Origin of the sequence: Streptomyces djakartensis (assembly GCF_014651075.1) — a bacterium.
In the GTDB taxonomy this organism is placed as follows: Bacteria; Actinomycetota; Actinomycetes; order Streptomycetales; family Streptomycetaceae; genus Streptomyces; species Streptomyces djakartensis.
On sequence record NZ_BMWE01000006.1, the window covers coordinates 23,658 to 44,692 of the forward strand.

Genomic DNA, 21,035 nt, shown 5'->3' on the forward strand with positions numbered 1-21,035 from the left:
TCCCGTACGTCTCTGCTCGCTCTTGCGCCCCTGTGATGAAGACTGTCCCATCCGGCGGTCAGTTCCCTGACCGAGGGCCGGTCGCGAGCCGTGTGGCGAGACGGGTGTGCGCGCGGGCGAGATACGGGAGAGCGCAGGGAGACACGCCGAAGACGCGACCGCTCGCGCGCTTCGCCCTGGCCGGCACCGCCGCCACTCTGCTCGCCCTGGCCACGGGCGCCTCGACCCACGCGGACGGTCTGGATCGTACCGTCTGGACCGGCGCCGACTTGAACGTCACACCCCACGACGACCCGGGCGGCACCGACCGGAGGGGGAAAATCCGTGGCACGCCCGATCCCCGGCCCACTAGGCTCCTGCGCTTCGGTGCCGGGGCGGCGAGGAGGGCTGTGGATGTGGGCTCGGTGGGCTCGGGACGGTTGTACGCCGCCGTCGCAGCGGGGGGTTTCAGGCGGTACGCCACGTATCGGGCGGCCACGCTGGCCGGGGTGTTCACCAACACGGTCTTCGGCGTCATCCTCGTCTACACCTACATGGCGCTGTGGGACGAGAAGCCGCACCTCGGGGGGTACGACCAGGCGCAGGCCGTGACCTATGTGTGGCTGGGTCAGTGCCTCTACGCGACCCTCGCCATCCAGGGCGGCGGTGCCGAGAAGGACCTGATGGAGCGTATCCGCACCGGTGAGATCGCCGTCGACCTGTACCGGCCGGCCGATCTGCAACTGTGGTGGCTGGCCGGTGACGTGGGGCGGGCGCTGTTCCAGATGCTGGGGCGGGGCGTGATCCCGTTCGCGTTCGGCGCGGTCTTCTTCCCCATGGCGCTGCCGACGTCGGTCGCCCCGTGGGCGGCCTTCGCGGTCACCCTCCTGCTGGCGACGGTCGTCAGCTTCGCGATCCGCTACCTGGCGGCGCTGAGCGTGTTCTGGCTGATGGACGGCATGGGCGTCAGCCAGGCCCTGATGGTCGCGGGCGTCTTCTTCTCGGGCATGGTGCTGCCGCTGAACGCGTTCCCGGGCGCGTTCGGCGAGGTGGTGCGGGTGCTGCCGTGGGCGGCGCAGATCCAGATGCCGGCGGACGTGCTGATGGGGGAGACCGGACCGCTCAGGGCGTTCGCGTTCCAGGCGGCGTGGGCGGTGGCGCTGCTGGCGGCGGGGCGGCTGCTGCAGTCGGCCGCGACGCGCCGGGTGGTGGTGCAGGGTGGCTGAGCACAGTGCCCTGTTCGAGGGGCTGCGGGCCTACCGGCTGATCGCCGGGATGTGGGTGCGGTCCAGCATGACCTACCGCACCTCGTTCGTCGTCACGGCGTTCGGCAACCTCACGATGACCGGCATGGACTTCGTGGGCATTCTGCTGATGTTCTCGCAGGTCGACTCGCTGGGCGGCTGGTCACTGCCGGAGGTCGCCTTCCTCTACGGGCTGTCGGTGACGGCCTTCGGCATCGCCGACCTGGCGCTCGGCTCGATGGACGTCCTGGGCGCCCGGATGCGCGACGGCTCGTTCGACACGCTGCTGGTGCGTCCCGCGCCGGTGCTCGCCCAGGTCGGCGCGGACCGCTTCGCGCTGCGCCGCCTGGGCCGGATCACCCAGGGGGCGGTGGTGCTGGGCTGGGCACTGGTCTCGGTGGACGTCGACTGGAGCGTGCCGAAGGCGCTGCTGGTGCCGGTGATGGTGGGCAGCGGCGCGGCGATCTTCTCGGCGGTGTTCGTGGCGGGCGCGGCCTTCCAGATCTTCGCGCAGGACGCGGCCGAGGTGCAGAACGCGTTCACCTACGGCGGGACCACGCTGCTGCAGTATCCGCCGGCCGTGTTCGGGCGGGACCTGGTGCGCGGGGTGACCTTCGTGCTGCCGCTCGCCTTCGTCAACTGGGTGCCCGCCGCCTACGTGCTGGGACGGCCGTACCCGGTGGGTCTGCCGCACTGGGCGGCCTTCGCCTCGCCGCTGGTGGCGGTGGTGTGCGTCGCGCTGGCCGGTCTGGCGTGGCGGACCGGGCTTCGTTCCTACCGGAGTACAGGGAGTTGACCGGGTGACCGGAATGGACAGCGGATTCATCGAACTGGACGGCGTCGAGAAGGTCTTCGACGTGCGCCGGAAGACCGGCTTCATGAGGCGGGAGCTGCGGCAGGTGCGGGCCGTCGACTCGATCTCCTTCCGCGTGGAGCGCGGCGAGATGGTCGGCTACATCGGCCCGAACGGCGCCGGCAAGTCGACCACCATCAAGATGCTCACCGGCATCCTCACGCCCAGCGCGGGCCGCCTCCGGGTGGCCGGCATCGACCCTTCCCGCGAACGCATCCGGCTCGCGCACCGCATCGGCGTGGTGTTCGGGCAGCGCACGACCCTGTGGTGGGACCTGCCGCTGGTCGACTCGTACCGGCTGATGCACCGCATGTACCGCATCCCGGACGCCCGTTACCGCGAGAACCTCGGCCGCCTGGTCGAACTCCTCGACCTGGGCGACCTGCTGGACGTGCCGGTCCGCCAACTCTCCCTCGGCCAGCGGATGCGCGGCGACATCGCGGCGGCGCTGCTGCACGACCCGGAGGTGCTGTACCTCGACGAGCCGACGATCGGCCTCGACGTCGTCTCCAAGGCGAAGGTGCGGGAGTTCCTGCGGGAGCTGAACGCCGAGCGCGGTACGACGGTGCTGCTGACCACGCACGACCTTCAGGACATCGAGCAGTTGTGCAAGCGGGTGATGGTCATCGACCACGGCCGCCTGATGTACGACGGTCCGCTCGCCGGTCTGCACGAGGCGGGGGAGAGCGAGCGGACACTGGTGGTGGACCTGGAGCGGGAACTGCCGCCCATCGAGGCACCGGAGCCCGCGCGGGTCGTCCGGGTGGACGGCCCGCGGCAGTGGCTGGCGTTCCCGGCGGCTCAGTCGGCGGCGCCGCTGGTGGCGCGGATCGCGGCGGAGTACCCATTGGTGGACCTGTCGGTGCGCGAGCCCGACATCGAGGCGGTGATCGCCAAGATGTACGCGGAGCAGGCGGAGCGCGCGGCGTCGTAGCCGCCGTGCGGGTGAACTCGTAGGCTGCTGTGTATGACCGACGACGCAGTCCCGGACCTCCGCGCCTCCGACGCCGACCGCGAGCGGGTCGCCGGCATCCTGCGGGACGCCGTCGCGGAGGGCCGTCTCGACATGGCGGAGTTCGAGGAGCGGCTGGACGCGACGTACAAGGCGCGGACCTACGGGGAACTGGCTCCGATCACCCGGGACCTGCCGGCCACGGGCGTCACGGCGCCCTCCGTGTCACTGAGCAAGGAGCCCGCCGGGGGACCGGGCTGGGCCGGGCGGATCGTCGGCGGTGAGGGCTCCTCGACGTGGGCCGTCGCCGTGATGTCCGGCTTCCAGCGCAAGGGCCGCTGGACGATGCCCCGCCGGTTCACCTGCTTCGCCTTCTGGGGCGGCGGGGAGATCGACCTGCGCGAGGCCGACTTCGCCGACCGCGAGGTCGAGATCAACGCGATCGCGATCATGGGCGGCGTGGACATCATCGTCCCGCCCGGCGTCGAGGTCGTCGTCCGAGGCATCGGCGTCATGGGCGGCTTCGACCACCAGGAGGAGGGCGTACCCGGTGATCCCGGCGCACCGCGTGTGATCGTGACCGGGTTCGCGTTCTGGGGCGGCGTCGGAGTCCAGCGAAAGCAGACGCGCGCCGAGAAACAACGCATCCGCGAGGAACGCCGCCGACACAATCTGGACCACCGCCCCCGCCGCCAACTGGACGGCTAACACCCTGCGGCCTGCGGCCCGCCGCCCTGGGGCCTGCGGCCCGGCGCCCGGCGCCTGCTACCTGCGCGTGCCGCCAGCCGCCTGGGGCCTGCCGCCCGGCGCTTGCCCGCCTGCTACCTGGCCCGTGCGGCCTGCGGCCTGCGGCCTGCGGCCTGCGGCCTGCGGCCTGCGGCCTGCGGCCTGCGGCCTGCGGCCTGCGGCCTGCGGCCTGCCGCCTGGGGCCTGTGACCCGGCGCCTGCTACCTGGCCCGTGCGGCCTGCGGCCTGCGGCCTGCCGTCATGGGGCCTGCCGTCTTGGGGCCTGCGGCCCACCGCCAGCCGCCTGGGGCCTGTGACCCGGCGCCTGCTACCTGGCCCGTGCGGCCTGCCGTCATGGGGCCTGCCGTCTTGGGGCCTGCGGCCCGCCGCCTGAGGCCTGCGCCCGCCGGCAGCTGCCTGAGGCCTGCGGCCCGCCGCCAGCCGCCCTGGGGCCTGTGGCCCGGCGCCTGCCGCCCGCTACCTCGCGCGTGCCGCCTGCGGCCAGTCGCCTGGGGCCCGGCGCCTGGGGCCAGCCGTCCTGGGTGCCTGCGGCGCCCGCCGTCTGCGGGCAGTCGTGCCGCTGGGGCGGCACGGGTGGGCGCAGGCGGCACCCCGCGGCGCCGGGTTGCGCACGCCCCCCGCCCCAGCACCCACGCCGGTACCCAACAGCAGGCACGCACTCCTACAGCTCCGCCGGAGCCGACCCCTTCAGACTGCCCAGGTCAAACGCGCCGGCCATCCGCGTGAACCCCGCATCACTGGGATGCAGATGATCCCCCGAGTCGTACTCGGCCTTCAGCCGCCGAGGGTCATAAGGATCCCGCAGTGCCTGGTCGAAGTCGGCCACCGCGTCGAACACCCGCCCCGCACGGATCTCCGCGTTGATGGTCTGCCGCACGGCCTCCCGAGCATCGGTGTACCCCCGGTGCCCGTAGAACGGCATCAGCGTCGCCCCCACGACCCTCAGCCCCCGCGCGTGAGCCTGCCCCACCATCGTCCGCAGCCCCCCGAGGACCGCGTTCGGATCGGCGAGCCGCGGGTTGCGCAGGATGTCGTTGACCCCGAGGTCGATGACGACGACCTTGACGTTCGTCCGCTCCAGCACGTCCCGCCCGAAGCGGTTCAGCCCGCTGGGGTTGTCCGCCGGCCGGCCCAGCCCGTCCGTGAGGACCCGGTTCCCGCTGATGCCCTGGTTGACCACGCTGTAGCGAGGCAGGTCCCGCCGCCCGGCCGCGATCTCCGCGCGTAGCCGGTCGTACAGGACGTCGGTCCACCGGTTGTTGGCCCCCATGGTGGAGGTGATCCCGTCGGTGATCGAGTCACCGAGGACGACGACCGTCCCGTCGGCCTCGTTGCTCAGTACGTCCAGCGCGGTCAGGTAACGCCACGAGCTGGTCTGCTCGGTGTACGGCGCACCCGTCGTGTCGGCCGCGTGGTCGCCCCGCGCGAGGTAGGAGATCTGCCGGGCGTGCCGGTGGTACGTCACCGGCCCGGAGCTGTTCGGCGTGTACGTCGTGATCAGGACGTCCGCGTCGTGCGGGATGACGACGCGCACGGCGTCGCTCATCACCTGCCGGCCGGGCGGGACGACGACCGTGGGGCCGCCGTTGAAGGTCAGCTGCCGCAGGGTGTCCGGGAGCGCGGCGGCCGTGCCGCTTCCGGCGGCCACGGCGATCGAGGCGCGGGTGATGCTCAGCGGCGACTGGCCGTAGAGATTGGACAGCGTCACGCGGGCACCCGTACCGCCGACGCTGGTGTGGACGACGTTGCGTACCGAGCGGTCCGCCATACCGGTCGTCTCCGTGCCGGGCTCGGCGGCGGCCGGGGAAGTGGACCAGGTGCCGACCCAGGTGCCGGTGGATGCGGGGGCGGCGTTGTTCGGGAGGCGGCCGTCGGCGAGGGCTCTCTGGGCCTGCGTACCGCGGTCGGACGCCACTCCGACGTATATGGCGGTGGAAAGGGCCATGATCGTTGCGACGACTACGGCCAAGAGGGCGCGGTACTTGGTGGGAGCGGTGGAAACCTGCTGCTGCGCAGCGGGCTCCACACCCCCGGCCCGTCCTCGGGTCATGCTCTTCAGTTCTCCTCAGGCGATGGGAGCCTCAGGCTCCGATCTGATGTGCCCATGATGCGGCATGGGCCGGGGAAAGTGCACACGGACCCCGTGGCAGAACCCCTCCCGACAGACGCCGGGAACTCCTGTTCCGTTCCAGGAGTCGGTCAGGAAGGGACAATGTGTGCGAGATCACCAGGCGGGTGGAGCGGATGGAACAGACAAAAGTGGAAGAAAAGGTCAGCGTCCGAGGGCAGCATGCCCGCCCCGGCGCCGCCGTCAACCGCGCGATGACGACCTTCAGTCCGGCGGACGAGGAGAAGCAGCGCGGCGTGCGCCGCATGAAGCTCACTGCGACCGGGCTCCTGCTGTTCGTCGCCCTGGTCTACGTCCTCGCCAAGTGGGCCCAGAACTCCGGCGCGGGCCCCTGGGCCGGCTATGTCGCCGCCGCCTCCGAGGCGGGCATGGTCGGCGCGCTCGCCGACTGGTTCGCCGTCACCGCCCTGTTCCGCCACCCCCTCGGCATCCCCATCCCGCACACCGCGATCATCCCCACCAAGAAGGACCAGCTGGGCGTCTCCCTGGGCGAGTTCGTCGGCGAGAACTTCCTCTCCGAGGACGTCGTACGGCAGCGGCTGCGCGCCGTCGGCATCGGCAGCCGCCTCGGCGCCTGGCTCGCGGTCCCCGAACACGCCGGCCGGGTCACCGCCGAGCTGTCCACCGCCCTGCGCGGCGCCCTGACGGTCCTGCGCGACTCCGACGTCCAGGCCGTCGTCGGCGAGGCGATCACCCGCCGCGCCAACGCCCAGGAGATCGGCCCCGGCATCGGCAAGATGCTGGAGAAGGTCGTCGCGGACGGTGGTCACAAACGGGTCGTCGACCTCGTCGTCAGTCGTGCGCACGACTGGCTGGTGCTGCACCGCGAGGAGGTGATGGGCGCCGTGGAGGGCGGCGCCCCCGGCTGGACGCCGAAGTTCGTCGACAAGAAGGTCGGCGAGCGCGTCTACAAGGAGCTGCTGCGCTTCACCACCGAGATGCGCGACATGCCCGCCCACCCCGCCCGCGGCGCCCTCGACCGCTTCCTCACCGACTTCGCCTCCGACCTGCAGTCCGACACCGACACCCGCGCCCGCGTCGAGCGGCTCAAGGGCGAGGTGCTGGGCCGCGGCGAGGTCCAGGACCTCATCGCCAGCGCCTGGACGGCCGTACGGTCCATGATCGTCGCCGCGGCGGAGGACGAGCGCAGCGAGCTGCGGCTGCGCGTGCGGGCGTCCCTGCTGTCCCTGGGTTCCCGGATGGCGGCCGAGCGCAAGGTGCAGGACAAGGTCGACCAGTGGGTGGAGGACGCGGCCGTCTACGTCGTCACCACCTACCGCAAGGAGATCACCTCCCTGATCACGGACACGGTCGCGAGCTGGGACGCCGAGCACACCACGAAGAAGATCGAGGCGAACATCGGCCGCGACCTGCAGTTCATCCGCATCAACGGCACGGTGGTCGGTTCGCTGGCCGGGCTGCTGATCTACACCGTGACGCACGCCATCGGGGCCTGAGAAACCGCTCAGGGCGTAAGAGAACCCGGTCAGGGCACTCGCTCGGAATTCCGCTCGCTCGGAATTCCGCTCGATGGGGAGGGAGCCCATGACCACCGCACAGGCCGGGACCGGCCGAACCGTGACAACCGACATACCCGCCCGCCTGGACCGCCTCCCGTGGTCGCGCTGGCACTGGACGATCGTCATCGGTCTCGGCACCGTGTGGATCCTCGACGGCCTCGAAGTCACCGTCGTGGGCAACATCGCCAGCCGGCTGTCGGAGCCCGGCAGCGGCCTGCCCATCACCTCCGGCGAGGTCACCGGCCTGGCGGCCGCCCTGTACGTGGCCGGGGCCTGCTCGGGCGCCCTGTTCTGGGGCCGCCTCACCGACAAGTGGGGCCGCAAGAAACTCTTCATGATCACCCTGGCGGTCTACCTCGCCGCCACCGCCCTCACCGCGGTCGCCTTCGACACCTGGTGGTTCTTCCTCTTCCGCTTCCTCACCGGCTTCGGCATCGGCGGCGAGTACGCGGCCATCAACTCCGCGATCGACGAGCTGATCCCCAAGGAGTACCGCGGCCGCGTCGACCTGATGATCAACGGCAGCTTCTGGCTGGGCGCGGTCTTCGGCTCGCTGCTGTCGATCGTCGCGCTGGACACCGACATCTTCGCCGCCGACGTCGGCTGGCGGCTCACCTTCGCGCTCGGCGCGGTCCTGGCCCTGGTGATCCTCCTCGTCCGGCGGCACGTCCCGGAAAGCCCGCGCTGGCTGCTGATCCACGGCCGTGACGACGAGGCGGAACGCATCGTCTCCGGGATCGAGCGGGAGATCGAACGGGAAAGCGGCGAGCCGCTGCCGCGCGCCGAGGGCGAGATCACCATCCACCAGCGCCGCAGCGTCTCCTTCCTGGAGATCGGCCGCACCGTCTTCTCCGACTACCGCCGCCGCGCCGTCCTCGGCTTCTCCCTCTTCATCGGCCAGGCCTTCCTCTACAACGCCATCACCTTCGGCTTCGGCGCGATCCTGACGACGTTCTTCGACGTCCCGAGCGGCAACACCGGCTACTACTTCGCGGTCATCGCACTCGGCAACTTCTTCGGACCGCTGCTGCTGGGCAAGCTCTTCGACACGGTCGGCCGCCGCATCATGATCTCCGGCACCTACCTCCTGTCCGGCCTGCTCCTGTTCGGCACGGCCTGGCTCTTCGGCCAGGGCTCCCTGACCGCGACCACGCTGACGGCCTGCTGGTGCGTGGTGCTGTTCTTCGCCTCGGCGGGCGCCTCCAGCGCCTACCTCACGGTCTCCGAGGTCTTCCCCATGGAGACCCGCGCGATGTCCATCGCCTTCTTCTACGCCATCGGCACCGCCGCCGGCGGCATCAGCGGCCCGCTGCTCTTCGCGGACCTCACCGGCACGGGCAAGGTCGGCGACACCGCGCTCGCCTTCCAGATCGGCGCCGGACTCATGTGCCTGGCCGGCCTGGTGGCGGCGGTCCTCGCGGTCCGCGCGGAACGCCGCTCCCTGGAGGACATCGCCACACCGCTGACGGCGGCGCCGGGCGAAGCCGAGCCCGCGGCCCGCGAGGGCGGCGGCAAGTCCCAGGGCCGTGAGCCGGATGCGCGGGGTTCGAACCCGGCCACGGCGTAACGGCGCCCACCCGGCGTGCGCTATAGTTGATCTGTGTCCAGCCGCCGGAACTCCGGCTGACGGACAGTGCGTTGGTGGTCCAAGGAAAGACGTCCCGCTTCCTGCGGGGAGATGCAGGTGCAAGGCCTGCCCGGCGCTCCAGATCAAGAACCCGGCCCTCTGATTCAGGGCCGGGTTCTTCGTTTGCCGCGGGCTTCGTCGTCTGTCGCCGGATTCTTCCTCTGCCGCGGGGTTCTTCGTGCGGCGCCGGGTTCTTCCTCGGCCGCGGGGTTCTTCGTGCGGCGCCGGGTTCTTCCTCGGCCGCGGGGTTCTTCGTGCGGCGCCGGGTTCTTCCTCTGCCGCCGGGTTCTTCGTGTGCCGGGGGCCGGCCGGTGCGCCAAGGCCCCCGGACCCGAGTCAGCCGCGCCGATCCGCCACCGCCCACGAGGCCAGCCCCACGGCCCCCGCCACCGCGAACACGGCAGGCCAGGCCCCCACCTTCCTCGCCAGCGGATGCGACCCCGCGAAGGCGGCGACATACGCGGCCGACAACGCCCCCGCGGCCACCCCGCCGGCCGACTCCCGCCACTGCCGGGCGGCCGCCACCCCCGCGACGGCGAGCACGGCCCCGCCCAGCGGCCGCTGCCTGGTCCAGCGAGCCACGCCGTACCCGCCGACCAGACCGCTCGCGGCGACCACCGCGCTGGGAACCTTCGCCATCTCTGCCTCCTGCGTTCTGCCTCCGGAAACTGCTTGAGATCTTGAGGCTAACTCCCGCGGTGAGGGGCACATGCTTCAGGGCGCGGAACACGCCCACCCCGAACCTGAGCCCAGGGTTGTCAACTTTTCTTTACCGAGCTATATAAGAAGGCGAAGAACGTAGGGCATCGCAGAGACAGCGCCTGAAGAGAGGAGTGACCAGTGATGCTCATGCGCACGGACCCCTTCCGTGAACTCGACCGGCTCACTCAGCAGGTTCTCGGCCCCGCCGCACGCCCGTCGGCGATGGCGATGGACGCCTACCGCTCCGGGGACGACTTCCTCGTCCACTTCGACCTCCCCGGCATCGACCCGGAGACGATCGAGCTGGACGTCGAACGCAACGTCCTGAACGTACGAGCCGAACGCAGGTCCCCCGCCCCCGAGGGCGCGGAGATGCTGGTCGCCGAACGCCCCACCGGCTCCTTCACCCGCCAGCTGTTCCTCGGCGACACGCTGGACACGGAGCGCATCGACGCCTCCTACGAGGCCGGTGTCCTGACCCTGCGCATCCCGGTGGCCGAGCAGGCCAAGCCGCGCCGCATCCAGATCACGGGTGGCGACAGCCGCAAGCAGATCAGCGGCTGACCGCACCCACGCACCCACCGGGCCGGTCCCGCGGCACCCCACCGCAGGACCGGCCCATCCCCCCAGCACACCCCGCGCCGCCACGCGCGAAGCCGCCGACGCGACGCGACACCGGACACGGAGGAAGACCCACCCATGAGCCTGACTACGGTGCCCAGCGCGACAACGGGGCGCACGGCCCCGGCCACCGTGATCCCCGCCCCGTCGCACACCCACCGCCCCGCGAGCGACGACAACGGCTGGACCCGGCTCATCGAGGCCGTGCGGGAGTCAGGCCAGTACGTCACCAGGCCCGAGGCGGAGAGCGTCACCCGCATCGTCCTGTCCGCACTCGGCGGCCACGTCATCGGCGACGAACGGGTCGACCTCGCCCGCGCCCTGCCCGAGGAGGCCGCCCGGCTGGTCGCCTCCCAGATCCCGGCCACCCGCCCGCTGACCGCGGCGGAGTTCGTCGACTCCGTCGCCGCCCGCATCGAGGGAGCCACCCCCGCCACGGCTCGCTGGGATGTCAGCTCCGTCCTCAGCGTGCTGCCACCCCTGGTCGGCGACGACCTGATCACCCGCATCCTGACCCAACTCCCGCCCGGTTACGCCCTGCTGTTCGGACGGGCGGATCTGAGCCCGGCGTCGTAAGCACTGAGGCGTGTACGTCGGCCACCCCTGGTGAGGACGAGGGGTGGCCGACGCGCAGGTTGCCTCGGCACGCGTTCCGCCCATCACATCAGCCCGGCCGGGAGGCCCCGGCCGTCACGTGTTCAGGACTCGTCGTCCACGATGAGCGCCCAGGCCCGCTTGCCGCTCTTCCAGGCGCAACGCCAGTAGGAGTAGGCGGAGTTCTCTCCATCCGCCTCACACCTTGCCAAGGTCGGGTAGTAGCCGACGATGATCTCACGCTGGATGGTGTTCGTGGTCGTCGTGCCCCTGTCGACGGGCGCGGGGGCGGCCTGCGCGGCGGCGGTGGTACCACCGGTCAGCATGACGGCTCCCACCACGGCGGCGCCGGCAAGCGCGAGTCGATTACGCATGCTTCTCCTCGAGGTCGAATGAGTTGATGCCCTTGTTCCCCTGTGGCCGCTGTACGGCCGGGGACGTGCCACTCACAGTGCAAGGGCGGGTGTCGGCAAACCTTCGGAAAAGCTGGAATCCGCCTGGAACCCCAGGTCGGTGGCGCCCAGAGTGTGTGGCGTAGGGCTGGCCGGGTGTCGCAGGGGGTGTGATGGCCACGCGCTTCGGGATCCTGGGGACCATAGAGGTACGGCGGGACGGGGCCCCGGTCGACGTAGGACACGCGATGCAGCGCCGGGTGCTCGCCGCGCTGCTCGTCGACGCGGACCGGCCGGTGTCGGCCGACGCGCTGGTGGACCGGGTGTGGGGGGACACCGAGTCGGCGAACGGCCGCCGGACGCTGTACGGATACCTCTCCCGGCTGCGGCACGTACTCGCTGCCGACGGCACCGCCATCACACGGGAGCGGGGCGGCGGCTACCGCCTGGCGGTCGAGCCCTCGGCGGTGGACGCACACCGCTTCCGCGAACTGTCGGCCCGGGCCCGGCAGGCCAACGGCGACGAGCAGGCGGAGGCCCTGTGGCGGGAAGCCCTGGCGCTGTGGCGGGGCAGCGCGTTCGCGGGCGTGGACACCCCGTGGTTCAACGCGCAGCGCCACCTCCTCGACGGCGAGCGGCTGGCCGCCGAGCTGGAGCTGGCCGACGTGCGGCTGCGCCTGGCGCAACACCACGCGATGGTGAGCGAGTTGACCGCCCGGGCCGAGGCGTATCCGCTCGACGAACGGGTGATCGGGCAACTGATCCTGGCCCTGTACCGGTGTGAACGGCAGGCCGAAGCGCTGGAGGTGTACGAGCGCGCTCGACGACGACTCGCCGACGAACTGGGCGTCGACCCCGGCACGGCGCTGCGGCGGCTGTACGAACGAATCCTCACCGCCGACCCGCAGCTCGCCGCGCCCCGCTCCACCGCACCACCCGCCCCCACCAAACCGGCGGGCACCACCGGACCGGCCACCGCCGCACAACCGGCCACCGTCACGCAACCGGCAACCGTCACGCAACCGGCCACCGTCACAAGAGCGCCCGCCACCACGAAACCGTCCGCCACCACGAAACCGTCCGCCACCGCGAAACCGCCCGCCAAGAGCGGAACGGGTGGGGGCGTGAACGCGGGCCCGCCCATGGCACGCCAGCTCGCTCCCCGGCTCCTCCCAGCGGACCTGTCACTCTTCGTCGGCCGGGAGGACGAGACGGACGAGGCCCGCCAACTGCTCGGCGAGGAACGGCCCGGCCCGGTGACGCTGCTGGTCACCGGCCCCGCCGGAGTGGGCAAGACCGCCTTCGCCGTGCGTACGGGGCACCTGCTCGCCTCCCGCTTCCCCGACGGCCAGCTCCACGCGGACCTGCGCGGCTTCGGCGACGATCCGGCCGAGCCGTTCACGGTCCTCGGCACCTTCCTCCGCGCGCTCGGCATCCCCGGCGGCACCGTCCCCGCCGAGCTGACCGGCCGCGTCCACCTCTACCGCACCCTCCTGGCAGGACGGCAGATGCTCGTCGTCCTGGACAACGCCGCCAGTGCCCAGCAGGTGAGCGACCTCCTGCCCAGCGGCGTGCGCTGCGCCACCATCATCACCAGCCGGACGACCATGGCGGAACTGAACGGCCGCCGGCTCCCCCTGGACGTACTGGACCCCACCACGGGACTCGACCTGCTGCGCGAGATGCTGGGCCGGGACCGGACCGACGCCGACTCCGGTTCCGCCCGCTCCATCGTGGAAACCTGCGGCGGACTCCCCCTCGCGGTGTGGGTCGCCGGGGCGCGGCTGGCCGCCCGGCCGCACTGGCCCCTGGCCAAGGTGGCGCGCGCCCTCGCCGACGAGCAGCGCAAACTCGACGAGTTGGCCGTCGGCCACATCGCCGTACGGGCAAGCCTCGAACTGACCTACCAGCAGATGTCCGCGGCGACCCAGCACGCCCTGCGCTTGATCGCCCAGCTGCCCGGACCGAACTTCGCCGCCTGGGCCCTGGCCGCGCTGCTGGACACAGGCCTGCCCGAGGCGGAGGCCGTCCTCGACGACCTGGTCGAGGTGCACCTGGTGCAGACCGGTTCGGTGGACGCGACCGGAATCCGCTACCAACTGCACGACCTGGTGCGGCTGTTCGCCAGAGAGCGTGCGGAGCAGGACCTCCCCGAGCGGGAGCGCACGGCCGCCCTCACCCGATTACTCGGGGCGAGCCTGCACCTCGCCGACCTCGCCGCGGACACCCTCAGCGTCGACTTCCAGGGCATCTCACAGCTCGACCTGGCCCCCTGGCGGCTGACCCCCGCCGAAGCCGATCAACTGCTCGCCGACCCGCTCGCCTGGTTCAACGACGAACGCCAGTTCCTCATCGCCGTGGCGGAACAGGCCCTGGACGGAGGGGAGGATGTCGTTCCCGCCGCCGGACTGGCCACCGCCCTCACGACCCTCTTCCAGGTCGGCAGCCACTTCGACGACTGGGAGAGGCTCCAGAACCGGGCGCTCAAGGCCGCCCTCAGCAGCGGCGACCGGCACAGCGCCGCGAAAATCCACCGCTGCCTCGGCGAACTCACCACCATCCTCGACCGCTACCCGGAAGCACTCGACCACTTCGAGCAGGCCCTGCTGCTCGCCGAGGGCGAGGGGCCCACGTACCGGGCCAGCGCCACGGCCGGGCTGGCCTATGTGCACCGGCTCCTCGGCCAGTACGCCTCCGCCGTGCTCCACTTCGAAGAGGCCGCCGAACTCGCCGAATCGGCGGGCAACGTCAACTGTCTCGCCTACGCGATCAACGGCCTCGGCGTCATCGATCTCGAACAGGGCCGTGTCGAGGCCGCCATCGCGCGGTTCACGGAGTGCCTGCGGGTCAGCCGGGTCGCGGGCTACCGCCCGGGGGAGGCCCGGGCCCTGCGCTGTCTGGGCCAGAGCCATCGCGCACTCGGCGCCTACCCAGCCGCCGCCGACGCCTACCGGCAAGCCGTCGCGATCAGCGAGGACCTCGGCGACCGCCTCAGCGCCACCCACGCCACGAGCTGGCTCGGAGACGTCCTGATCCGGCAGGGCGAACACCGGGAAGGACGCCGCCTGCTGGCCCGGAGCCTGTGGACGTACCGGGAATTCGGCAACCTCTGGGGCGAAGCGGCGACCCTGTACGCGCTGGCCGAGGCACAACTCGCGGTGGGCCGTCCGGCACCGGCCCGCAGACGCGCCGAAGCCGCCGTCCGACTCTGGAGACAGATCGGTTCCAGCAGGTGGCTGGCCGTCGGCCTGGACACCCTCGCCGAGGCACACGCCCTGTCCGGCGACCACGCAGCCGCGGCCCGCGCCCGCGACGAGGCCGAAGAGGTACGCAAGACTTGAAGCTACGGCTACGGCTACGATGGCGGGCCGGACCCTCCGGAACCCGCCGGCATGGGGATCAGCTGTAAGTCGTCATCGGTGACGGGCCGCGACGGCGTGCGTAGGCTCGCGGCGTGACGTTGGTGTGGCTGACAGGTAATTCAGGTACTGGTAAGTCCGCGGTCTGCGGGGTGTTGCGAGAGCGCGGCTACGTCGCGCTCGACGCCGACGAGGACGGCTTCAGCCGCTGGATCGATCGAGCCAACGGCGACCTCGTGACGGACCCTCCGTATCCGGTTCCCAGGGGCTGGCTAGATCGATACGGCTGGGTGATCAGCCGCGAGCGCGTCGAGACCCTCGCCGAGGAATCATGTTCCCGCATCGCGTTCCTGTGTGGTTCGGCGGAGAACGAGGCAGACGTCCGCGATCTCTTCGACCTCACCGTGTGCCTGGTCATCGACGAGGACACCCTCCGCCACCGGCTCGCGACCCGGACGACGAACCCATTCGGTCAACATCCCGAAGAACTCGCAGCGGCCCTGAAGTGGAACCCTCGGATGCGAGCGATCTACGAAAGCCTCGGCGCGACCGTCATCGATGCGGCATCCAAGCCGGTGACCGAGGTGGCGGACAGCGTGCTCGACGCGGTCCGGGAGCTGAGAGGCGGGACTTAAGCTGGTTTCCGCTCGCCCCGCCTCATCCGCCGCGTCAGTCCTGGAGCCCAGAGCCATGTACGGCTGCGGCTTACGCCTGCGATGTCGGCGCTGTGCACGGCCGCCACCACCGTCATCACCGGCCAAGCCGGCAGAGTCGTCCCAAGCTGCGCGTAAGCCCCACCCGTGCCGATCGCGACGACCACGAACTCGGCCGGGAAGACCAGCACTGCGAGCAGTGTTCCTACGAGGGCAAGTCCCCACGCACGGGTGATGGCGCGAGACGCGAGAGCCCGTCCTCCGCCGGGGATCAAGCCCATCAGCACCCCAGGGGATGCCCGGTACGCAAGCCATCAGCAGACCGACCCGCACGCCCCGCCCCAGCACGCCCTGCTTGCTTATACGTATCCACCCCTCGCTTCTTGCCCGTGCTGCGGGGGGGGGGGGAGATCACGTGAGGGGCCTGGTTGCCACCGATTGGAATGGGACGATCAGCAGCAGCAGTTCGCCCGCTGGGGTGATCAGCATGTTGTGCGGAGACGTGTCCGTGTGGGCGAGTCCTCTGCCTTGCAGTCCGGACGGCACGTCCTCGGACAGAAACTCGGTCCAGCGTGAGTGGAGCGGCTTCTTGTGCAGGGTCTCGGGCCACGGCGCCTCGGTCAGTACGGAGAGGGTGCGCACGAGCTGGACGAGGTCGCGGGAGCCCGGAGTCAGGTCCGGGTGGCGGCCATGGACGTATTCGTAGCCGTAGAGCAGCCAGCCGCCAGCGTCGGCTTCCCACAGCACTTTGGGGGCGCACGGGGCGATGCGCGTGACGTTCGCTTCGTGGCGATACACCCATGCCTGCGGGTCGTCACGGCGGGTGCCCTTGACGAACGCTCGCCCCGTCGATGTGCTGACGGTGCAGGCGAGCCGGGACATGACGCCGTGCGGCGGGGCCTCGGCCGCCTGGGCCGGGCCGGTGTGCCGCTCGACGGCGATCCGAGCCGCAGAGGGGAGATTCTGCCATTCGATGCGGTTCACCGCAGTCTCCTGTGACGAGTCGAACTAAGCGGGACGCCCCCGGTCTGGCCACAGCGTGGCACAGACCGAGGGCCTGCAGAATCCCGTCAGGGATGGTTCGGACTGACTTGAAAACTACGAGAGCGATGATGGCGGGCTACCCCCGAATGGCCGGGGGAGAGACGTGCGCCTTCTGGAATCGGCAGGCGAGCTGATCGCCGGCTCCTCCACTGGACCACTGCCCGAGGCCATGATCCGGACGACATCCTCGACCGCGCTCAGATGCACTACGAGGCTGAAGCGGACGCGGCCTAGTGAGTCGGCGACTGAACGGACTTGCGTATCAGCTCCCGGAGAACGGTCGGTGTGCGCCAGGATTCCCCGGGACGGCTTCTGTGGCACATGCGATGGCAGTTGGCACACAGGCATGCGAGGTCGTCAAGACTGGTTTCTCGTGGTCCGGAAGCATGGAGGGGAGTGAGGTGATGCACTTCGATGTAGCCCTCCCCCAGATCTCCGAAGATACGGGCGAAGTCGAATTCGCAGACCTCGCACTGCAGCGTGCTGCCACGTCGCCGTACTTGCTCGATCTTCAACGACCGGAGCTTAGGGTCTCGCTCCCGGGCGAGTGCGCGGCGGACGAGCAGGCGACCTTCGATGGCTGTCACGCCCTCCTCGTCGACCTCGTCAGGTTGCGGCGGGATGGCGTGCAGGTCGCCAGAAGCGATGCCCTCCTCGATCGCCCTCGCTGCTTGAAGCATCTCAGCTTCACGTGTCGTGAAGGCCTCAATCATGAACAGCGTGGGCTTCCCGCATCGTGTCTTCTTGCCGGAGTACGAGCTGTGATTCGTCATGAAGTCTGTCGTCTTGCGGCTGACGCTGTCCGGAGAACGGAAGCTGGGCAGCGCCCGAGCCTCGGGCCTGTGGAGCGGCAGCGACCGCAGCAGCTCCGAGAGCTCGTGTACCGCGCGGTCCGTGGTGCGCAGCTCGCGCCAGCCGTTCCTCACAACCAGTGCTCCGGCCAGCACAAGCTCGTCTTCGGTCCACGTAGGTATGCGCATGGGCAATATCGTATGAGTGTTCGGCGTAACGGAGGGTGCGTTCAGTGCGCCTCGGGGCGTGCTGCACACTTGGTGAGGTCTCGTTGTCAGTGGGGTCTGTCACCCTCAGTGATGGTGGATTGCAAACTGTGTCTGCCGCTGTACAGCTATAAGGAGGGGGCATGACCCACACGAACGAACAGCAGCGCTCCGACGGCGAGGTCGAGGAGCCCGAGTTCACCTCGATCGAGATCTGCGCTGGAGCGGGCGGGCAAGCCCTTGGCCTCCGTCAGGCTGGATTCGGTCACCTCGCCCTCGTAGAGATTGATCAGTATGCGGCGAGGACGCTGCAGGCGAACGTCGAATCTCACCCTGAGTGGGCCTGGGAGAGAAGGAACTGTGACGTTCTGCCGCCCACGGACGTCAATGACTTCGAGTCGACAAAGCATCTGCAGAAGAGTGCGGAGGAACTCCGGCGGCGCGGATTGGACCTGCTGGCTGGTGGAGTTCCTTGCCCGCCGTTCTCCCATGCCGGCAAGCAACTCGGCAAGGCCGACGAGCGCGACCTTTTCCCGGCGATGCTGGACCTCATCCAGGAGTTGAACCCCCGCGCCGTCATGATCGAAAATGTCCGCGGGATTATGGATCCGAAGTTCGAAGACTACCGGGACTGGATCAAGGCGCGGCTCCAAGGTGGCTGGTACCGCGGTGACGACGGGCAGAGGGTCTGGGAAGACGGTCTCGGCTACAAGGTATGTGAATGGGGTGTTCTGGAGGCCAGTGACTTCGGTGTCCCGCAGCTTCGTCCTCGTGCCATCCTCGTTGCTTTCCGAAGCGATGTCCTGAAGGACGTTAAGTACGAGTGGCCTGCTGGGACTCATGACCATGTCAGCGTTGCGGAAGCGCTAGAGGAGTCCATGCGTGCCCGGTTCGAGCCGTATTTCCAAGGCGCTCGTGCTGAGCAGGCCCATGCGGCATACGAGCTTTGGCTCGACAATGCACGTAAGCGTCACCAAGCCCTCTTGGAAAAAGGCGGTAGTGGTATCGCCCCCACGCTAGTCGGCGGATCGAAGAAGCACGGGGGGGCCGACCTTGGTCCTAGCCGGGCGAAAGCTGCCTGGAAGCAGCTCGGCATCAATGCCTTGGGTGTGGCTAACGATCCCGAGACCTGCAGGCAGAAGGGTACTGAGGATCGTGACCTGTTCGGGCCGAACGGACCGATGCTCACCGTGCAGCAGGCGGCTATTATCCAGGGGTTCCCGCCCGAGTGGCAGTTCGCGGGTGGTAAGACCGCGCAGTACCGGCAGGTCGGCAATGCCTTCCCGCCGCCCGTGGCCAAGGCGGTCGGTGAGTCGATCGCTGATGTCCTGAGAGCTGCGAGGGAGCGGGACAGCGAGAAGGCTTGAGCCGCCGCTATCGGCTGTCGGCCGGGCGCGATTGAGGGCGGCGCTTTGAGACTTCCGCAGCGATTTGGGCTGCACACTCTGAGGCCGGTTCGTGTTCCCAGAACCGGAGCACAGCCCAGCCGGCCTCCGCTAGGCGCTGGTCGGTGTCCCGGTCACGTGCGACGTTCCGGGCTACCTTGTCTGACCAGTAACCCGGATTGGTCTTCGGGGGCACGTAGTGTTCCGGGCAGCCGTGCCAGTAGCAGCCGTCGATGAAGACTGCGACCTTCGCTGGACCGAAGACCATGTCGGCGGTCCGGCGAAGGCCCGGAAGTGGCTTGGCCGCCACCCGGTAACGCAGGCCCTTGGCGTGAACGAGCCGACGGATAAGCCACTCTGGCTTGGTGTCCCTATTGCGGATGGCCTGCATGTTCCGGCGGCGAGCCGCGGAGGAGGCCCATGAGCCCGACGGAGGGAACCATTCACCGTCCGGCTGGGCCGGGGAGCCTGATGTCTTACTCATAGTCGTTCTGACTTACCAGGTGGTCAACGTGGTGGCGAGTTCTTCGTACGGCCGGAGACGTCCCTGGCGGATGCACTCCGACAGGTCATCCTTCTGCTGACTGCTTCCGACTTCCCGCACAGCCGCCTGCAAGGCGTCGAGGGCGATGTGGTAGACGGCGTCGACCTCACCGGTGCCTCGGGCGATAGCAGCGATCCTGCTAGGCATTGGTTCGGCAGTCACAGTAACAAGATGCGGAAGCCGACCACGCCTGTGCCTGATCATCTGTAGAAACTCGTGCCGGATGTTCTGTACCCGGTCGGACCGGATTGTCCACTTGCAGGAGATGGCGGCGTGCAGAAATGGGCGAGCATCGGGGGAGAGAGGTCCTGCTTGAGGCCGACAGTGACGTCGGGCTTGATCAGGTAGTCGAGCCCAAGGTCGGCACTCAGGACAGGGTTCTTAGCAACGACCTTCTTGAGGTTCCCCAGGTGGGCATACTGCAGGAAGTCTGCAATGACCTTTTTGTGGTCTACGTGCCAGGTGCGGGAACTGTCGGTTATCGGCAGGGATTTTTCTAGGTCCTCTTGCACCAGCCGCTCCAATGCGGTCCCAAGGCTCTTCGGCGTGCCCGGCAAGATTACCTCTGACGTGACACCCAAGTATTCAAGGATTCTCTCTGCCAGTGCCTTCGATGTCGTGCTGTTGCTGTCGGCGCTGTTAGGAACCGGTTCCCCTGTTGCCTTCAGCTTTTTCCAGCCGAGAAGCTGGGTCGCGAAGGGTGCGCTCATGTCTATTTTTTTCTACTTCGTGTGGGAGGGGAGTAGCGGGGCTATTTCTGGAGCGTCATCTGGGGTGGCGATCACCCAGGGCTGCCCGTTCAAAATCACGTGGGGTGCATCCCCGTGGTGTGGACGTTGCATAGCAACGCGCGCGCTTACAAATTCTCCATCGCGTGGAGGCTGGAGGCCGAGTTTTTCAGCTACGGCACGATGGCTCTCGTAATCCCCCATGATGAGGATGCCGTCGCTCCTGAGGGCTGAACGCGACCCTCCATTGCCGCGGACGCGCTTCATGTAGTCCTTTTGCTGGGCGACTGTGCGAATCACGTTGCGGCCTATGCGCCGTTTCTGTACACGCCGGAACAGCTCGTTTAGACGCTGCTGTCCGGAATTCGATGCGAAGACTGCCTCGCGGTCAGAGGGGTTCATGTGGAGGAGCACATTCTCCGGCAGCTCTGAGTCGTGCCACAGCCAGACGATCTTGTCTCGGTGTATTGCCTTTACAGTGAGCTTCGCATCGCGATTGCTGCCCCTGTTAAGCCACTCCTCCCGCACCCGGAAGAGGCCGGCGCTCCAGCGGCTCTCATAGTCGTTGGCCCACACGAGCAGGCAGAGATGCCCCCTGGCCTCTGGCGGGATCATCCATCCACCGAAGTTCTGAGAGTACTTGCAGTCCACGTCAATATCGGCTATCCGATAGTCCATCGCGTGGCCGTCTGCGAATTTGAATTCGCGTTGGAGATTGATTTCGACCAGCGTCCCTGCGTGGGTCCGCTCGGTCTTGCTTAGAGTTGCCCAGTCGTAGCGCCCTGTAACCTCCCCTTGTAGTAACTGATCGATTGTGTCACGCAGTACCGCTGCAAATCGCTCCCCTGTGGGGTCGATAGCCATCAGCTCCTTACGTACTGTTTGAAGTTCTGCGTCCTGCTTCAGCTCCTCGGTCAGGGCAATGTTCTGTGCGGCGCTGATATCGAAAGGCAGCAACTGGGGTC

At 69.1% G+C, this 21,035-nt stretch carries 19 protein-coding genes, 1 tRNA gene and 2 pseudogenes; 13 read left to right on the forward strand and 9 right to left on the reverse strand.

What is annotated here, in order from left to right; all coding sequences use genetic code 11:
- The first annotated feature begins 404 nt into the window (after window positions 1-404).
- The 4 genes and pseudogenes from IE212_RS11780 to IE212_RS11795 form a co-directional block, all read left to right on the forward strand.
- A complete protein-coding gene (locus tag IE212_RS11780) occupies window positions 405-1,205 on the forward strand; it encodes an ABC transporter permease (protein ID WP_190198002.1) in 801 nt (266 codons plus the stop codon).
- Complete coding sequence (locus tag IE212_RS11785; RefSeq protein ID WP_190197733.1) at window positions 1,198-2,019, forward strand: ABC transporter permease; 822 nt, start codon at window positions 1,198-1,200, stop codon at window positions 2,017-2,019. Before IE212_RS11780 ends, IE212_RS11785 begins: the two co-directional genes overlap by 8 nt.
- A gap of 13 nt (window positions 2,020-2,032) precedes the next feature.
- Window positions 2,033-3,010, forward strand: a complete 978-nt coding sequence (locus IE212_RS11790) for an ABC transporter ATP-binding protein (protein WP_190198001.1) — start codon at window positions 2,033-2,035, stop codon at window positions 3,008-3,010.
- Between the two features lie 33 nt (window positions 3,011-3,043).
- Window positions 3,044-3,724 (forward strand): annotated as a pseudogene (locus tag IE212_RS11795) (DUF1707 SHOCT-like domain-containing protein); the annotation flags it as partial.
- Window positions 3,725-4,436: 712 nt separating this feature from the next.
- Here the strand turns inward: IE212_RS11795 and IE212_RS11800 are convergent.
- Entirely contained in the window at window positions 4,437-5,825 is a 1,389-nt protein-coding gene (locus IE212_RS11800; RefSeq protein ID WP_190197735.1) for an SGNH/GDSL hydrolase family protein, read from the reverse strand.
- 194 nt (window positions 5,826-6,019) lie between these two features.
- Between IE212_RS11800 and IE212_RS11805 the strand changes: the two genes are divergently transcribed.
- The 3 genes from IE212_RS11805 to IE212_RS11815 all read left to right on the forward strand — a co-directional run bounded on the left by IE212_RS11805 (window position 6,020) and on the right by IE212_RS11815 (window position 9,131).
- The gene (locus tag IE212_RS11805; RefSeq protein ID WP_229864230.1) at window positions 6,020-7,360 is read left to right on the forward strand and encodes a DUF445 domain-containing protein; all 1,341 of its coding nucleotides are present in this window, start codon (window positions 6,020-6,022) and stop codon (window positions 7,358-7,360) included.
- Window positions 7,361-7,448: 88 nt separating this feature from the next.
- The gene (locus IE212_RS11810) at window positions 7,449-8,990 is read left to right on the forward strand and encodes an MFS transporter (RefSeq protein WP_190197737.1); all 1,542 of its coding nucleotides are present in this window, start codon (window positions 7,449-7,451) and stop codon (window positions 8,988-8,990) included.
- Window positions 8,991-9,058: 68 nt separating this feature from the next.
- Window positions 9,059-9,131 (forward strand) — tRNA-Arg (locus IE212_RS11815).
- Between the two features lie 255 nt (window positions 9,132-9,386).
- Here the strand turns inward: IE212_RS11815 and IE212_RS11820 are convergent.
- Window positions 9,387-9,689, reverse strand: coding sequence for a hypothetical protein (locus tag IE212_RS11820; RefSeq protein WP_190197738.1), 303 nt, complete (start codon window positions 9,687-9,689; stop codon window positions 9,387-9,389).
- Between the two features lie 204 nt (window positions 9,690-9,893).
- Between IE212_RS11820 and IE212_RS11825 the strand changes: the two genes are divergently transcribed.
- Together IE212_RS11825 and IE212_RS11830 are read left to right on the forward strand one after the other, a co-directional pair.
- Complete coding sequence (locus tag IE212_RS11825) at window positions 9,894-10,316, forward strand: Hsp20/alpha crystallin family protein (RefSeq protein WP_190197739.1); 423 nt, start codon at window positions 9,894-9,896, stop codon at window positions 10,314-10,316.
- A gap of 135 nt (window positions 10,317-10,451) precedes the next feature.
- Window positions 10,452-10,949 (forward strand): DUF2267 domain-containing protein, encoded by a 498-nt coding sequence (locus IE212_RS11830; RefSeq protein ID WP_190197740.1) that lies wholly within the window; start codon window positions 10,452-10,454, stop codon window positions 10,947-10,949.
- 122 nt (window positions 10,950-11,071) lie between these two features.
- Here IE212_RS11830 and IE212_RS11835 read toward each other — a convergent pair whose 3' ends face one another.
- Window positions 11,072-11,341 (reverse strand): hypothetical protein, encoded by a 270-nt coding sequence (locus IE212_RS11835; RefSeq protein ID WP_190197741.1) that lies wholly within the window; start codon window positions 11,339-11,341, stop codon window positions 11,072-11,074.
- A gap of 191 nt (window positions 11,342-11,532) precedes the next feature.
- Between IE212_RS11835 and IE212_RS11840 the strand changes: the two genes are divergently transcribed.
- The gene (locus tag IE212_RS11840) at window positions 11,533-14,700 is read left to right on the forward strand and encodes an AfsR/SARP family transcriptional regulator (protein ID WP_190197742.1); all 3,168 of its coding nucleotides are present in this window, start codon (window positions 11,533-11,535) and stop codon (window positions 14,698-14,700) included.
- Window positions 14,701-14,813: 113 nt separating this feature from the next.
- Window positions 14,814-15,353 (forward strand): AAA family ATPase, encoded by a 540-nt coding sequence (locus IE212_RS11845; RefSeq protein WP_190197743.1) that lies wholly within the window; start codon window positions 14,814-14,816, stop codon window positions 15,351-15,353.
- Window positions 15,354-15,782: 429 nt separating this feature from the next.
- Here IE212_RS11845 and IE212_RS11850 read toward each other — a convergent pair whose 3' ends face one another.
- Complete coding sequence (locus IE212_RS11850) at window positions 15,783-16,355, reverse strand: hypothetical protein (RefSeq protein ID WP_190197744.1); 573 nt, start codon at window positions 16,353-16,355, stop codon at window positions 15,783-15,785.
- A 201-nt stretch (window positions 16,356-16,556) separates the two neighbouring features.
- Here IE212_RS11850 and IE212_RS35620 point away from each other — a divergent pair.
- Window positions 16,557-16,649: pseudogene (locus IE212_RS35620) on the forward strand (ATP-binding protein); the annotation flags it as partial.
- Here IE212_RS35620 and IE212_RS11855 read toward each other — a convergent pair.
- Window positions 16,646-17,395, reverse strand: coding sequence for an HNH endonuclease (locus IE212_RS11855; RefSeq protein ID WP_190197745.1), 750 nt, complete (start codon window positions 17,393-17,395; stop codon window positions 16,646-16,648). The pseudogene IE212_RS35620 and the gene IE212_RS11855 overlap by 4 nt on opposite strands.
- Window positions 17,396-17,556: 161 nt before the next feature.
- Here IE212_RS11855 and IE212_RS11860 point away from each other — a divergent pair, with 161 nt between their 5' ends.
- Window positions 17,557-18,780, forward strand: coding sequence for a DNA cytosine methyltransferase (locus IE212_RS11860; protein ID WP_190197746.1), 1,224 nt, complete (start codon window positions 17,557-17,559; stop codon window positions 18,778-18,780).
- 7 nt (window positions 18,781-18,787) lie between these two features.
- Here IE212_RS11860 and IE212_RS11865 read toward each other — a convergent pair whose 3' ends face one another.
- The 4 genes from IE212_RS11865 to IE212_RS11880 are packed head-to-tail and all read right to left on the reverse strand — an operon-like array spanning window position 18,788 to window position 21,027.
- Window positions 18,788-19,282: a very short patch repair endonuclease gene (locus tag IE212_RS11865; protein ID WP_190197747.1), complete on the reverse strand. Its 495-nt coding sequence runs from the start codon at window positions 19,280-19,282 to the stop codon at window positions 18,788-18,790.
- 12 nt (window positions 19,283-19,294) lie between these two features.
- Window positions 19,295-19,621, reverse strand: a complete 327-nt coding sequence (locus tag IE212_RS35405) for an NgoMIV family type II restriction endonuclease (protein WP_190198003.1) — start codon at window positions 19,619-19,621, stop codon at window positions 19,295-19,297.
- Entirely contained in the window at window positions 19,543-20,052 is a 510-nt protein-coding gene (locus tag IE212_RS11875; protein WP_190197748.1) for an NgoMIV family type II restriction endonuclease, read from the reverse strand. Before IE212_RS11875 ends, IE212_RS35405 begins: the two co-directional genes overlap by 79 nt.
- 12 nt (window positions 20,053-20,064) lie before the next feature.
- Window positions 20,065-21,027 carry a NaeI family type II restriction endonuclease gene (locus tag IE212_RS11880; RefSeq protein ID WP_190197749.1) on the reverse strand — a complete coding sequence of 321 codons (963 nt, stop codon included), beginning with the start codon at window positions 21,025-21,027 and terminating at the stop codon, window positions 20,065-20,067.
- Window positions 21,028-21,035: the final 8 nt, after the last annotated feature.

What these genes read in the sequence shown, in the direction of transcription:
- IE212_RS11805 (WP_229864230.1), top strand. Translation starts at nt 6,020, where the DNA reads ATGGAACAGACAAAAGTGGAAGAAAAGGTCAGCGTCCGAGGGCAGCAT.
- IE212_RS11855 (WP_190197745.1), bottom strand. Translation starts at nt 17,395, where the DNA reads ATGCGCATACCTACGTGGACCGAAGACGAGCTTGTGCTGGCCGGAGCA.
- IE212_RS11825 (WP_190197739.1), top strand. Translation starts at nt 9,894, where the DNA reads ATGCTCATGCGCACGGACCCCTTCCGTGAACTCGACCGGCTCACTCAG.
- IE212_RS11830 (WP_190197740.1), top strand. Translation starts at nt 10,452, where the DNA reads ATGAGCCTGACTACGGTGCCCAGCGCGACAACGGGGCGCACGGCCCCG.
- IE212_RS11820 (WP_190197738.1), bottom strand. Translation starts at nt 9,689, where the DNA reads ATGGCGAAGGTTCCCAGCGCGGTGGTCGCCGCGAGCGGTCTGGTCGGC.
- IE212_RS11800 (WP_190197735.1), bottom strand. Translation starts at nt 5,825, where the DNA reads ATGACCCGAGGACGGGCCGGGGGTGTGGAGCCCGCTGCGCAGCAGCAG.
- IE212_RS11875 (WP_190197748.1), bottom strand. Translation starts at nt 20,052, where the DNA reads ATGAGCGCACCCTTCGCGACCCAGCTTCTCGGCTGGAAAAAGCTGAAG.
- IE212_RS11840 (WP_190197742.1), top strand. Translation starts at nt 11,533, where the DNA reads ATGGCCACGCGCTTCGGGATCCTGGGGACCATAGAGGTACGGCGGGAC.
- IE212_RS11860 (WP_190197746.1), top strand. Translation starts at nt 17,557, where the DNA reads ATGACCCACACGAACGAACAGCAGCGCTCCGACGGCGAGGTCGAGGAG.
- IE212_RS11865 (WP_190197747.1), bottom strand. Translation starts at nt 19,282, where the DNA reads ATGAGTAAGACATCAGGCTCCCCGGCCCAGCCGGACGGTGAATGGTTC.
- IE212_RS11790 (WP_190198001.1), top strand. Translation starts at nt 2,033, where the DNA reads ATGGACAGCGGATTCATCGAACTGGACGGCGTCGAGAAGGTCTTCGAC.
- IE212_RS11835 (WP_190197741.1), bottom strand. Translation starts at nt 11,341, where the DNA reads ATGCGTAATCGACTCGCGCTTGCCGGCGCCGCCGTGGTGGGAGCCGTC.
- IE212_RS11810 (WP_190197737.1), top strand. Translation starts at nt 7,449, where the DNA reads ATGACCACCGCACAGGCCGGGACCGGCCGAACCGTGACAACCGACATA.